9 protein-coding genes are annotated in these 13,343 nt (G+C 72.8%); 3 read left to right on the top strand and 6 right to left on the bottom strand.

The genetic code is table 11. The annotated features are described in order from the left end of the window. Positions 1–532 precede the first annotated feature (532 nt). Positions 533–1,870 (bottom strand): aminotransferase-like domain-containing protein, encoded by a 1,338-nt coding sequence (locus ACWD1Z_RS16720; RefSeq protein ID WP_451119297.1) that lies wholly within the window; start codon positions 1,868–1,870, stop codon positions 533–535. A 136-nt stretch (positions 1,871–2,006) separates the two neighbouring features. Here ACWD1Z_RS16720 and ACWD1Z_RS16715 point away from each other — a divergent pair, with 136 nt between their 5' ends. The 3 genes from ACWD1Z_RS16715 to ACWD1Z_RS16705 all read left to right on the top strand — a co-directional run bounded on the left by ACWD1Z_RS16715 (position 2,007) and on the right by ACWD1Z_RS16705 (position 5,612). After that, the gene (locus ACWD1Z_RS16715) at positions 2,007–2,654 is read left to right on the top strand and encodes a LysE family translocator (RefSeq protein ID WP_389415888.1); all 648 of its coding nucleotides are present in this window, start codon (positions 2,007–2,009) and stop codon (positions 2,652–2,654) included. Between the two features lie 434 nt (positions 2,655–3,088). Next, positions 3,089–4,879 carry a glycoside hydrolase family 3 protein gene (locus tag ACWD1Z_RS16710; RefSeq protein WP_451119295.1) on the top strand — a complete coding sequence of 597 codons (1,791 nt, stop codon included), beginning with the start codon at positions 3,089–3,091 and terminating at the stop codon, positions 4,877–4,879. Positions 4,880–4,997: 118 nt separating this feature from the next. Beyond that, positions 4,998–5,612, top strand: a complete 615-nt coding sequence (locus tag ACWD1Z_RS16705; RefSeq protein ID WP_451119293.1) for a hypothetical protein — start codon at positions 4,998–5,000, stop codon at positions 5,610–5,612. A gap of 57 nt (positions 5,613–5,669) precedes the next feature. Here ACWD1Z_RS16705 and ACWD1Z_RS16700 read toward each other — a convergent pair whose 3' ends face one another. The 5 genes from ACWD1Z_RS16700 to ACWD1Z_RS16680 form a co-directional block, all read right to left on the bottom strand. Then, positions 5,670–7,088, bottom strand: a complete 1,419-nt coding sequence (locus ACWD1Z_RS16700) for a S28 family serine protease (protein ID WP_451119291.1) — start codon at positions 7,086–7,088, stop codon at positions 5,670–5,672. A 102-nt stretch (positions 7,089–7,190) separates the two neighbouring features. Further along, positions 7,191–7,580 carry a hypothetical protein gene (locus ACWD1Z_RS16695; protein WP_451119289.1) on the bottom strand — a complete coding sequence of 130 codons (390 nt, stop codon included), beginning with the start codon at positions 7,578–7,580 and terminating at the stop codon, positions 7,191–7,193. A gap of 82 nt (positions 7,581–7,662) precedes the next feature. Further along, positions 7,663–11,382, bottom strand: a complete 3,720-nt coding sequence (locus tag ACWD1Z_RS16690) for an ABC transporter ATP-binding protein (protein ID WP_451119287.1) — start codon at positions 11,380–11,382, stop codon at positions 7,663–7,665. Positions 11,383–11,469: 87 nt separating this feature from the next. Beyond that, positions 11,470–12,096 carry a response regulator gene (locus tag ACWD1Z_RS16685; protein ID WP_451119285.1) on the bottom strand — a complete coding sequence of 209 codons (627 nt, stop codon included), beginning with the start codon at positions 12,094–12,096 and terminating at the stop codon, positions 11,470–11,472. Next, on the bottom strand, positions 12,093–13,136 hold the full coding sequence (locus tag ACWD1Z_RS16680) for a sensor histidine kinase (RefSeq protein WP_451119283.1): 1,044 nt from the start codon (positions 13,134–13,136) through the stop codon (positions 12,093–12,095). The genes ACWD1Z_RS16685 and ACWD1Z_RS16680 overlap by 4 nt, the downstream gene beginning before the upstream one ends. Between the last annotated feature and the right edge of the window lie 207 nt (positions 13,137–13,343).

The following is a 13,343-nucleotide window of genomic DNA, read 5'->3' as shown; positions in this document are numbered from 1 at the left end:
CGCCGCCAACGCCTCCGGCAGCAGGCGAACCCGGCGTCGCCCGCGGCATGCACCCCGGCGGCAGGGCGGGGGCCACGTGGTCGCCCACGGCCTGCGCCCCTGGCGAGGGGCCTGACGGCAGTTGCAACCTGCGGCCCGGCCGGGGCCACGGCGTCCGACGCCGCCAACGCCTCCGGCAGCAGGCGAACCCGGCGTCGCCCGCGGCATGCACCCCGGCGGCAGGGCGGGGGCCACGTGGTCGCCCACGGCCTGCACCCCCGGCGAGGGGCCTGACTGCAGTTGCAACCTGCGGCCCGGCCGGGGCCACGTCGTCCGACGCCGCCAACGCCTCCGGCAGCAGGCGAACCCGGCGTCGCCCGCGGCATGCACCCCGGCGGCGGGACCGGGGGCACGTGGTCGGCCGCGGCCTGCGCACTCCGGCGAGAGGTACAGCTGCGGTCTCAGTCATGGCTTCCGTCGCGGAGTTGCCCGGCACACCTGGACGTACATCCAGGCTCCGGGCGTCGGACCAGCCGCGGTGGGCGGGGTGTGTTCAGTCCGTGGCCATGTCTTCCGGGGAGGAGTGGGCCAGGGACGCCAGCGTGGCGAGGGCCGAGGTGAGGGTTTCCAGGTGTGGCGTGGCCAGGCCCAGGCGGATGGCGTTCGGGGCGTGGGCGTCGCCCACCGTGAAGGCCGCGGCGGGCGGGACGCCGATGCCGTAGCGCGCGGCGGCCGCCACGAAGGTGTCGGCGCGCCAGGGGCGGGGCAGCCGCCACCAGCACTGGTAGGAGCGGGAGTCCGTGCGCAGAGAGAACCCGGCCAGTTGCCGGGCCGCGAGTTCCTGGCGGGCCGCGGCGTCCTTCTGCTTGGCCCGCACGAGCCGCCGTACGACCCCCTCGCGCTGCCAGCGGGCGGCAGCCTCAAGGTTGAAGTGCTGGGCGGTCCAGCCGCCGGAGCGCAGCGCCGCGGCGAGGTCGCCGAGCAGGGGCGCGGGGGCCACCGTGAAACCGAGCGAGAGGCCGGGAGCGATCCGTTTGGAGAGGCTGTCGACGAGGACCGTCCGCTCGGGCACCAGGGCGGCCAGCGGGGGCAGTTCGTCGCGCAGGAAGGCCCAGATGGTGTCCTCGATCAGCGGGAGGTCCAGCCGTCGGAGCAGCTCGGCAAGCTCTTCCGCGCGAGAGGCGGGGATGGTGAGGGACAGCGGGTTGTGGAGGACGGGCTGGGCGTACACGGCATGCAGGGGGCCCGCCCGGTGGGCCTCCGCCACCGCTTCCGGGACCAGTCCGTCGTCGTCCATGGCGAGCGGGACGAGCGTGATGCCGAGCCGGCCCGCGATGGCCTTGACCACGGGGTAGGTCAGCTCCTCGACGCCGAGACGCGCCCCGGGCGGGACCAGGGCCGCGAAGACCGCGCAGAGCGCCTGGCGGCCGTTCCCGGCGAACAGCACCCGCGCGGGATCGGGGCGCCAGCCGCCCCGGGTGAGCAGATCGGCGGCCGCCTCGCGCACCGCGGGATCACCGGCCGGGCCGGCCGGGCGCAGGGCGTGGTGGAAGGCGTCGGTGCGCAGCAGGCCCTCCAGGCCGGCCGCGAGGAGAGCGGACTGCTCGGGTACGACCGGGTAGTTGAACTCCAGGTCGATCCGGCTGCCGGCGGGTTCCCCGAGGGCGGGCGGGTCGGTGGGCGCGGCGGCGCGGACGAAGGTGCCGCGGCCGACCTCCCCGACGGTCAGTCCGCGCCGGCCGAGTTCCTGGTAGACGCGGGTGGCGGTGGAGTTGGCGATGCCGTACCGGCGGGCGAAGGCGCGCTGCGGGGGGAGCCGGTCGCCCGGCTTGAGGGCGCCGGACCTGATCTCGGCGGCCACCTGGTCGGCGACGCTCCGGTAGTCCCGCACGATCACTCCTCCCCTGAGGTCATGGCCCCACCCAACCACAGGATTGCACCGAGGGCAATATCCCCATTGCGCCGAGGCAACCCCCGCTTCCTATGCTCGGTGCATTGCCTCTGCGGCCTGCGAACGGGGAGTTGTCATGGTCGATGCGAGCGGAGTCCTCGGTGTGTTCGTCGTGGCCCTCGGCATGGTGCTCACGCCGGGACCGAACATGCTGTACCTCGTCTCCCGCAGCATCACCCAGGGCAGACGCGCCGGAGTGATCTCCCTCGGCGGAGTCGCCGTCGGCTTCCTCGTCTATCTGACCGCCGCGAACCTGGGCCTCTCGGTCGTCTTCCTCGCGGTCCCCCAGCTGTACGTCGCCGTGAAGCTGGCCGGCGCCTGCTACCTCGGCTGGCTCGCCTGGAGCGCGCTGAAGCCGGGCGGAATCTCGGTGTTCGCACCGAAGGACATACCGCCGGACTCACCGCGCCGGCTGTTCACGATGGGTCTGGTGACGAACCTGCTCAACCCGAAGATCGCCATCATGTACCTGTCCCTGATCCCCCAGTTCATCGACCTGGAGGCCGGCCATGTGCTGCTCCAGGGCCTGCTGCTGGGCTCGGTGCAGATCGTGGTCGCCGTCACGGTCAACCTCTCCATCGTGCTGGCGGCCGGGACCATCGCCGTGTTCCTGGCCCGGCGCCCCGGCTGGCTGAGGGCGCAGCGCTATGTGATGGGCACGGTGCTCGGAGGGCTCGCGGTGTCCCTCGCCGTCGACACCTCCGGCCCCGCGAAGGCGAGCTGACGGCGCCACAGCCCCTCCGTCCGCCCCCTGCAGCCGCCACACCCGTACCGCCCGGCCGCCACATCCGTCCCGCCCGGCCCCGCCGCCCCAACTTCCCGGAATCCGGGCGCGGCCGGGAACCCGCCCCCACCCCCGCTCGTCCAACACCCGAGCTGTCGGAGAGTCACCACGGTGCGGTGTCGGCCTCGCTGCTGGCTGCGAACGCTGACCCACCCTTCCGCCGCGCCGCGGCCGGCAGCCTCTCCGCCATCGGCGCGCCCCCCTCCACAGCGCCGATGGCGGACCCTCATTCCCGGACGGCGGACGGTGCCCGGGTTAATGTGCACTCCCTTGACTGGCAGAAACTTCCCGGATATTGGTGACTTCTCGGAAGTTTCTTTCAGCGGAACCCCGCTGAAACTGCTTCAGCGGATCACCTCCGGAAGGAGCGCACGTTGCCCTCCAGACGCACCGTCCTCGCCGCCACCGCGGGAGTCACCGCCACGCTCGCCCTGGGCGGGACGGCTCACGCGGACGACAAGAAGCTCCGCTCCCTCATCTCCCGTATGACCCTTGAGGAGAAGGTCGGCCAGCTCTTCGTGATGCGGGTCTACGGCCACTCCGCCACCGCCCCCGACCAGGCCGACATCGACGCCAACCTCAAGGAGATCGGCGTCCGCACGGCCGCCGAGCTGATCGCCAAGTACCGCGTGGGCGGCATCATCTACTTCGCCTGGGCGCACAACACCCGCGATCCGCACCAGATCGCCGACCTGTCCAACGGCATCCAGAAGGCGTCCCTGGAACTCCCGCGCGGGCTGCCCGTCCTGGTCTCCACCGACCAGGAGCACGGCATAGTCGCCCGCGTGGGCAAGCCGGCCACCCTCTTCCCGGGCGCGATGGCCATCGGCGCGAGCGGCTCGCGCGCCGACGCCCGCACCCTCGGCCGGATCGCCGGGAAGGAACTGCGCGCCCTGGGCATCCGGCAGGACTACGCGCCCGTCGCCGACGTGAACGTCAACCCGGCCAACCCGGTCATCGGCGTGCGCTCCTTCGGCTCGGACCCGGCCGCGGTGTCCCGGCTGGTCGCCGCCGAGGTCGCCGGCTTCCAGCGGTCCTCGGTCGCGGCGACCGCGAAGCACTTCCCCGGGCACGGCGACACCGCCGTCGACAGCCACTACGGCTTCCCGGTCATCACCCACACCCGCGCGCAGTGGGACGAGCTGGACGCGCCCCCGTTCCGCGCCGCGATCGAGGCGGGCATCGACTCGATCATGACCGCGCACATCATGGTCCCGGCGCTCGACGACTCCGGCGACCCGGCCACCCTCTCCCGCCCGATCCTCACCGGCATCCTGCGCGAGGAGCTGGGCTACGACGGGGTCGTGGTCACCGACTCGCTGGGCATGGAGGGCGTCCGCACGAAGTACGGCGACGACCGGGTCCCGGTGCTGGCGCTGAAGGCGGGCGTGGACCAGCTCCTCAACCCGCCGAACCTGGACGTCGCCTGGAACGCCGTACTGACGGCGGTGCGGGACGGGGAGCTGACCGAGGCACGGCTCGACGAGTCGATCCTGCGGGTGCTGCGGCTGAAGGCGAAGCTGGGGCTCTTCGGCGACCCGTACGTCGGCCACCGTGCCGTGGACCGCACGGTCGGGATCCCGGCCCACCTGGCGGCGGCCGACCGCATCGCCGACCGGACGACGACCCTGCTGGTGAACGAGGGCGGCCTGCTGCCGCTCTCCCCGGCCGACGTGCCGAGGCTGCTGGTGGTCGGCGCCGACCCGGCGTCCCCGTCCGGCACCACGGGCCCGCCGACGGGCGTCCTCGCCACCGCGCTGACCGAGCTGGGCTTCACGGCGACCCCGCTGTCCACCGGCACCGCCCCGTCGGCCACGACCATCGCGCGTGCGGTGGCGGCGGCCGGGGACGCGGACGCGATCGTGGTGGGGACGTACAACGTGACGGCGACGAGCGCGCAGAAGACGCTGGTGGCCCAGTTGCTGGCCACGGGGAAGCCGGTGGTGGCGGTGGCGATCCGCAATCCGTACGACGTGGCGCACCTGCCCGCCGTGCGCGGGTACCTGGCCTCCTACTCCTGGACCGATGTCGAACTGCGGGCGGCCGCCCGGGTGATCGCGGGTGCGGTGGCACCGAGTGGCCGCCTTCCGGTGCCGGTGCAGCGGGCGGACGATCCGGCCCGGGTGCTGTATCCGGTAGGGCACGGGCTGTCGTATCCGGCGTAGCGCCGGTTACGTCCGGGCCCCGGTGGACGCCCCCCAACGGGCCCGAAGCGACCCCTGCGTCTGGCGTGCGCCCGCTGCGGCGGGCCACGCTGGACCCGGGGGAACCGGGGGGAGCGCGATGCGTGGGAGACGTGCCGTGGGGGCGGCGTTGCTGGTGGCGCTGTGGGTGACGGGCTGCCAGTCGGAGGGAGGGCAGGCCCGGCTCGACGAACCGGCGACACCGTCACCGGCGCGGACCCGCCCCTCGGGCTACGGCACGGTGTTCCTCGGGGCCGACGAGTGCAGTTCCTTCGGCACGACCAGCTTCACCGAGGTGCCGTGCGGCGGGGAGCGGGCGGCGGCCCGGGTGACGGCCCGCCACGACGGCACGGTGGGCGACGGCCCCCCGTGTCCCGCCACCACGGACTTCGTCCTGCACATCAGCGAGCAGAGCCCCTCGGACGAGGACGGCGACGGCGCCGTCCCCCAGGGCTACGCCTGCATGCGCAACCTCGCCCCACCACACCCCGGCGACCCGGGCGCCGGAGGCGGCCCCCGCACGATCGTCGGCGACTGCGTCTACGACTCCGGCGGCCACCAGGTCCGCGAGACGCCCTGCGACGGCACAGCCGAGAAGAAGCCCGAGTACAAGGTCGTGAAGGCGGTGGGGACACGCGCCGAGTGCCCGGTGTCGACGGCCCTGTACGTCCAGCTCGGCGGCGACCGGCCGGTGGGCTGCGCCCGCTCGCTGTGACGGCGGGCCGCCGAGGGCAGCCCGCCGTCAGTACAACACCGTCCAGATCAGGGACCGTTACGGACGCAGTGTCCGCTCCACCCCCCGCTTGTCCAGCTTCGCGTCGAACTTCGCCAGCGGCTTCGCCGTCGACGGGTTCGACCGGACCGAGGCGGAGGCCACGCCCGCCCACTCCAGGATCTTCGCCGTCGCCAGGGCCTTCTCGGAGTCCACCAGGCCCGCTACCCGCGCGCCGTGGTTGGCGCCGGGGGCGGTGAAGACGTACGAGTCACTCGCGCCCTTGCCGAGGCGGAACGGCTCCGCGCCCCACGGGTCGTTCTCGCCGTAGACGAAGAGCATCTGCCGGGCGTTGGCGCGGACCCAGCTGTCCACGTCCCGCATGACCCACGGCTGGAACCGCATCTCGATGTCCCGCGGCACGAAGTACCGGGGCGGCAGGTAGCCGTAGCGGATGTACTTCCGCTCGATGTGCGGGAACCCGATCGTGGGGGCGCCCAGTTGGGTGCCCGCCTGGTAGTAGTACGGCGTGTACGGCTCCAGGCCCTGGTCGGTGTAGAAGGAGAAGCCCGCGATGGTGTCGATGGAGGTCCAGATCTCCTCGTCCGTCGCGTTCTTCGCGTCCGCCGGGATCGTGTCGCAGTCCGAGAGCAGGCTGTACTGCCAGAAGCCCCAGACGTAATCGAGGACGGTCGCCTCGTACGCCTTGTCCAGGCTGCCCACCGTGTTGAACGTGTAGCCGTTCTCGGCCGCGTACGCCGCGTACCGCTGCTCCAGCGGCTCCCGGCGCACCAGGGCCTCGCGCTGCACGCCGTTCAGGCGGTCCCGGCACTCCTCGGTGCCGACGTTCGCGAAGAACTCGTCGTAGGCCGAGTCCTCCCGGTTCACCACGTCGTTGGGGGCGACGTAGGCGACGACGGCGTCCATGTCACGCGGGTAGAAGCGCTCGTAGTACGTGGCGGTCATGCCGCCCTTCGAGCCGCCCGTCGACAGCCACTTCTCGGTGTAGAGCGGCTTCAGCGCCTTGAAGATGCGGTGCTGGTCGGTCGCCGCCTGCCAGATGTCCAGCTTCGTCCAGTCGGCCGGGGCCGGCCGGGACGGCGTGAAGTAGCGGTACTCCATGGAGATCTGGTTGCCGTCCACGATCTGCGTCGGCTCGCGCCGGCTCGGGGTCGTGGAGACGTTGTAGCCGCCGGTGTAGAAGACCGTCGGCCGGCTGACGTCCTTGTGCAGCACGGTGATCCGCTGCTGGAACGTGCCCTTGGCCGGGTTCCGGTGGTCGACCGGCTGGGTGTAGTTGAGCACGAAGAAGCGGTAGCCGGTGTACGGCTTCTCCTCGACCAGGCTCATGCCCGCAATCGCGAGCAGCCGGTCCTTGATGTCGGTGGCCTCCGGCTGGGCGGCGGTGGCCGACCCCGCCGTGCTCAACGTGCCTATGAGCACCGTGAGCGCCAGCAGCCATCTGAGCGCCTTGCGCATGCACCCTCCCCTGTGAGTCAGATGTGCGCCCGGAAGCTATCGGAGCAACTGACGATCACACCAGAGGAGTTACCGACAAACCCGGTCCCGGGATGCATCGGTTCAGCAAAGTATCCAGCCGGAACTGACCGATCCACCGCCCACCCGGCCGGTCACCTGCACACAGCGTTGGCCCGCGTAGACGGAGACCGTGCGCGTCTTGCGCCGGTGTTTGCCCTGGTACTTCACCGGGTTGTGGCCGCGCGCCCGCACACTCACCGCCATCGTCCGCTTCGGCCCGGGGTTCTTGGCGAGGGTGAAGGCGCACACCGTGCCGCCGCTTCGGTAGACCTGCACCGAAACCGTGGAGAACGGCACCGTCCGGACCTTGCGCCCCGGGCACGACGTCCCGGCGGCCTGCGACTCGCCCGGCGCCGCGACGGCCAGCAGCCCGGACGCGGTCAGCACGGCCAGCGCCGCCCCCGCCCGTCGGCGTATCGCACCACTGTCCACGGTGTCGTCCTCCCCGTACCCCGGCGATGAGCGTACTGGTGTACGGACGCCCGGCGTACGCCGAACGGTTGCGCGACGACCGTCACGCGAGCTCCGCGCCGACCGGCTCACCGACGAAAGTGCGCCACAGTTCGGCGTACCGTCCGCCGAGCGCCAGCAGCTCGTCGTGGGTGCCGTCCTCGGCGACGCGGCCGTCGGCCATCACCACGACCCGGTCCGCGCGGGCGGCCGTCGTCAGCCGGTGGGCGACCACCAGGGTGGTACGGCGTCCCGCCAGCCGGTCCGTCGCCTGGTTGACCTGGGCCTCGGTGGCCAGGTCCAGGGCGGCCGTCGCCTCGTCGAGGAGCAGGATGTCGGGGTCGACGAGTTCGGCGCGGGCGAGGGCGATCAGCTGGCGCTGGCCGGCCGAGAGGTTGCGGCCGCGCTCGGCGACCTCATGGAGGTACCCGCCGTCGAGGGTGGCGATCATCTCGTGGGCGCCCACCGCCCGGGCCGCGGCCTCGACCTCGGCGTCCGTGGCGTCCGGGCGGCCGTAGGCGATGGCGTCGCGGACGGTGCCCTGGAAGAGGTACGCCTCCTGCGGGACCACGCCGAGCCGGTGCCGGTACGCCGTCATGTCCAGGGCGCGCAGATCCGTGCCGTCGACGGTGACCCGGCCGCCGGTCGGGTCGTAGAAGCGGGCGACCAGCTTGACCAGGGTCGACTTGCCGGCGCCGGTCTCGCCGACGAAGGCGACGGTCTGGCCGGCCGGGATGCGCAGGTCGACGTCGGACAGGGCCTCGGCGGCACCGTCGGAGGAGTCGTAGGCGAAGCGCACGCCCTCGAAGGCGATCTCGCCGCGCAGGGAGGGCACGTCGAGCGGTTCGTCGGCGGACTTGGTGGACGTCGGCTCCCGCAGCAGCTCCTGGATGCGGCCCAGCGAGACGGTGGCCTGCTGGTAGCCGTCGAAGACCTGGGAGAGCTGCTGGACCGGGGCGAAGAACAGGTCGATGTAGAGCAGGTACGCCACCAGCGCCCCGGTCGTCAGCGTGGCGTCGTCGATCCGGCGCCCGCCCACGATCAGCACCGCCGCCACGGCCACCGACGACAGGAACTGCACGAAGGGGAAGTAGACCGAGATCAGCCACTGGCCCCGGATACGGGCCTGCCGGTAGCTGTCGCTGCGCTCGGCGAACCGCGCGCCGCCGTCCCGCTCGCGCCGGAACGCCTGCACGATCCGGAGCCCGGACACCGACTCCTGGAGGTCGGCGTTGACCGCCGACACCCGCTCACGGGCCAGTTCGTACGCCTTCACGCTCGCCCGGCGGAAGAAGAACGTGGCGATGATCAGCGGCGGCAGCGTCGCGAAGACGAGCAGCGCCAGCTCCAGGTCGATCACCAGCAGCGCGACCATGATGCCGAAGAACGTGACGACCGAGACGAACGCGGTGACCAGACCGGTCTGCAGGAAGGTCGACAGGGCGTCGACGTCCGTCGTCATCCGGGTCATGATCCGGCCGGTCAGCTCGCGTTCGTAGTAGTCGAGTCCGAGCCGCTGCAGCTGGGCGAAGATCTTCAGACGCAGGGCGTACAGCACCCGCTCACCGGTGCGCCCGGTCATCAGGGTCTCCCCCACCTGCGCCGTCCACTGCACGGTCACCGCGAGCAGCGCGAGCAGGGAGGCCACCCAGACCGCGCCGAGGGCGGCCTCGGAGACCCCGCTGTCGATGCCGTGCCGGATCAGGACCGGGAGCAGCAGCCCGCTGCCCGCGTCGACGGCGACCAGGGCGAGGCTGGCCAGCAGGGGCAGGCCGAAGCCGCGCAGCAGGCGCCGCAGGCCGTAGGACTCCTCCGGGGTGACCGCGCGGGCCTCGTCGATGTCCGGGACGTCCTCGGCCGGAGGCAGCGCCTCGACCTCGGCGAGGAGTTCCGGGGTGGCCGGGGCGCCGTCCGTCGCGTGGTCGCGCGGGGTGCGCTCGGCCGCCCACAGCCGGGGGGTGATGCCGCGCTCGGCGTCGAACTCGGCGTCCAGCTCGGCCCGGACGGAGGTGTCCTCCTCCTGGGGGCCGGCGGGCGGGGTGTGGCCCGGGGAGACGCCGCCCAGCTCGTCGGGGTCGGTGAGCAGGCGCCGGTACAGGGCCGAGCGCTCCTGGAGCTCCTCGTGGGTGCCGAGGTCGGCGAGCCGGCCGTCGTCGAGGACGGCGATGCGGTCGGCGAGGTTCAGGGTGGAGCGGCGGTGGGCGATCAGCAGGGTGGTGCGGCCCTCCATGACCTGGGCCAGCGCCTCGTGGATCTCGTGTTCCACGCGGGCGTCCACGGCGGAGGTGGCGTCGTCGAGGACCAGCAGGCGGGGGTCGGTGAGGATCGCGCGGGCGAGGGCGACGCGCTGGCGCTGGCCGCCGGAGAGGGTCAGGCCGTGCTCGCCGACCTTGGTGTCGTAGCCCTCGGGCAGCTCGGCGATGAAGCGGTCCGCCTGCGCGGCGCGGGCGGCCTGCTCGATCTGCTCCTGGGTGGCGTCGGGGCGGCCGTAGGCGATGTTGCTGCGGACGGTGTCGGAGAAGAGGAAGGAGTCCTCGGGGACCAGGCCGATCGCGGCCCTCAGCGAGTCCAGGGTGAGTTCGCGGACGTCGTGGCCGCCGATGAGGACGGCGCCGTGGGTGACGTCGTAGAAGCGCGGCAGGAGCAGCGAGACGGTGGACTTGCCGGAGCCGGAGGAGCCGACGACGGCGAGGGTCTCGCCGGGGCGGATCCGGAAGCTGAGGCCGTCGAGCACCCTGCGGCCGTCCTCGTAGCCGAAGGAGACGTCGTCGAACTCGACCGTCGCCGGGGCGTCGGCCGGGAGCTCCTTGGTGCCGTCCCGCATGGACGGCTCGGTGTCGATCAGTTCGAGCACCCGCTCGGTACCGGCGCGGGCCTGCTGGCCGAAGGTGAGGACCATGGCGAGCATGCGGACCGGGCCGACGAGCTGGGCGAGGTAGGCCGAGAAGGCGACGAACGTGCCGAGGGTGATGTGTCCGCGTACGGCGAGCCAGCCGCCGAGGGCGAGCATGGCGACCTGGCCGAGGGCGGGGACGGCCTGGAGCGCGGGGGTGTACTTCGCGTTGAACCGGATGGTGCGCAGCCGCCCGGCGAACAGCCGCCGGCTGACGTCCCGGAGCTTGCCGGTCTCCTGCTCCTCCTGCCCGAAGCCCTTGACCACGCGGACCCCGCTGACGGCGCCGTCGACGACGCCCGCGACGGCCGCCGCCTGGGCCTGGGCGTACCAGGTGGCGGGGTGCAGCTTGCTGCGGCTGCGCCGGGCGATCCACCACAGGGCGGGAGCCACGGCGAGCGCGACGGCGGTGAGCGGCAGCGACAGCCAGGCCATCACGATCAGGGAGACGAAGAACAGGGCGAAGTTCCCGATGGTCATCGGGAGCATGAAGAGCAGGCCCTGGATCAGCTGCAGGTCGCTGGTCGCCCGTCCGACGACCTGCCCGGTGGACAGCTCGTCCTGCCGCCGCCCGTCGAGGCGGGTGATGGTCCCGAACATCGCGGTGCGCAGGTCGTGCTGGACGTCGAGGGCGAGGCGCCCGCCGTAGTAGCGGCGGATGTACGTGAACACGTAGACGAGGACGGCCGCGCCGATCAGCAGCCCCGCCCACGTCGCCATGGAGCGGCTCTCGTCGCCGATCACGTCATCGATGATCACCTTGGTGATCAACGGCACCAGCGCCATGACGGCCATGCCGAGCAGGGAGGACCCGAGGGCGAGGACGACGTCCTTCGGATAGCGCCAGGCATACCCCCACAGTCTCCGCGCCCATCCCTGCCCCGCTGCCACGTCCGGCTTCCCCGTCTGATCGTCCACGACAAGCCCCAACGTGTTCCGCCCCGGATTTCATCCCGGGATGAGCAGCAGCGCACTGGATCACTGCAGCAGGCGCTGTTCCTTCGCCACCGCCACCGCGCCCGCCCTGGTGTCCACGCCGAGTTTGTCGTAGATGCGGCCCAGGTGGGTCTTGACCGTGGCCTCGCTGATGAACAGGGCCTTGGCGATCTCGCGGTTGCCGAGGCCCTGGGAGAGCCTGCCGAGGATCTCGCGCTCGCGGTCGGTCAGGGTGGGGCGCGGGTTGCGGAGGTTGGCCATGACCCGGCCCGCGACCGGCGCGGAGAGCGTGGTGCGGCCCTGCGCGGCGGCGTGGATCGCGGCGAAGAGCTCGTCCGGCCGCTCGGCCTTCAGCAGGTAGCCGGTGGCGCCCGCCTCGATGGCGCGGGTGATGTCGGCGTCGGTGTCGTACGTGGTGAGCACCAGCACGTGCGGGCCGCCGCCCGGCGCCGAGGTGAGCCGGCGGGTGACCTCCACGCCGTCGATCCCGGCTCCGAGCTGGAGGTCCATCAGCACCACGTCCGGGTCGAGCCGCGCGGCCAGCGCCAGCGCCTCCTCGCCGGTACCGGCCTCCCCGACGACCTCGATGCCGGAGGCGCTGTCGAGCAGGGCGAGCAGTCCGGCGCGGACGACGGCGTGGTCGTCGCAGAGCAGGATGCGTACGGTCATCGGGGGTTCTCCAGGGGGATCGCGGCGGACAGGACCGTGCCCTCGCCGGGCGCCGACTCCACGGCCAGGGTGCCGCCGAGCCGGCGGACCCGGGCCCGGATCGCGGGCAGGCCGTGGCCGCGCCCGCCGGAGGGGGCGTCCGGGAGCGCCGCCGCGTCGAAGCCGTGGCCGTCGTCGGCGACGTCCAGGACGGCCTGGTCGTCGAGGAGGGTGAGGGTGAGCGCGGCGGCGGAGGCCCCGGAGTGCTCCCGTACGTTCGCCAGGGCGCCCTGCGCGATCCGCAGCAGCGCGGACTGGACCCGGTCGGGGAGCTCCGGCGCGCGGGCCTTCACGGGGTCGGACTCCCAGACCCGGTCGGCGGCCTGCAGCAGCATCTGCTGGCTGGACAGGCCCTGGGCGAGGGTGTCGTGGATCTCCATGGCGAGCCGCTGGCGCTCGGCGAGGGTGCCCTCGCGGCGTTCGGTGGCGGCCAGTTCCCGGCGGGTGCGGACCAGGTCGTCGATCAGCGCGCGCTGCCGGGCCGCCTGCCGGCGCAGCTGCACGAAGATCGCGGTGGCGAAACCGGCGACGGCCGCCGGGCCGACCACCAGGTCGAGGTCGAAACGGGGGGCGAGCTGCAGCTGGGCGACGATCACGAACCCGGTGAGCACGGCGACCAGGACGTACGCGGCGCCGGGCGGAAGGTGGCGCAGGGCGACGTAGAAGAGGGGGACGGCGACCCAGGCGGAGCTGGGCGCGAGGGCGACCAGGACCATCCATACGGCGACGACGGCGCCGAGCCACAGCAGGCGGGGCGGGGTGGGCCGGGCGACCACCCGGCCCGGCCGGTCGCCGAACCGCCCCATGACGTACAGCACCGCCAGCACCGCGGCCAGCGCGATCACCCAGGGGGCGCGGGGCTCGTCGCCGTGCCGCTGGAGATAGCGGGCCATGGCGGTGCCCAGGAGGAGGAGGAAGGTGGCGTGCATGACGGCGGCGAGCCAGCGGGCGTCGGGGTCGCCCGGTACCGCGCTCCCGTCCTCCTGCCGTGCTGGCCGCATAACGCCGGACCGCCTTTCCGCTGTACTCCCGCTGTGAACCGGACCTCGTGAACCGGACCTCGTGACCCGGACCTCGTGAACTGGACCTCGTGAACTGGACAAACACCTCCAGTGTCCCCCGCACCGCGGCCCTGGGGGTCAACCGTTCGGATGACCCCGGCGTCAGCCGTCCCGCTCCCCGGGAGCAGCCGGAACGCCGACGGGTGT

The sequence above is a fragment of the Streptomyces sp. NPDC002784 genome, from assembly GCF_053592135.1.
This window is presented reverse-complemented; position numbering and strand designations above follow the sequence as displayed.

Excerpts from the sequence above, each read along its gene's own strand:
- ACWD1Z_RS16715 (WP_389415888.1), top strand. The coding sequence starts at position 2,007 with ATGGTCGATGCGAGCGGAGTCCTCGGTGTGTTCGTCGTGGCCCTCGGC.
- ACWD1Z_RS16705 (WP_451119293.1), top strand. The coding sequence starts at position 4,998 with ATGCGTGGGAGACGTGCCGTGGGGGCGGCGTTGCTGGTGGCGCTGTGG.
- ACWD1Z_RS16700 (WP_451119291.1), bottom strand. The coding sequence starts at position 7,088 with ATGCGCAAGGCGCTCAGATGGCTGCTGGCGCTCACGGTGCTCATAGGC.
- ACWD1Z_RS16685 (WP_451119285.1), bottom strand. The coding sequence starts at position 12,096 with ATGACCGTACGCATCCTGCTCTGCGACGACCACGCCGTCGTCCGCGCC.
- ACWD1Z_RS16680 (WP_451119283.1), bottom strand. The coding sequence starts at position 13,136 with ATGCGGCCAGCACGGCAGGAGGACGGGAGCGCGGTACCGGGCGACCCC.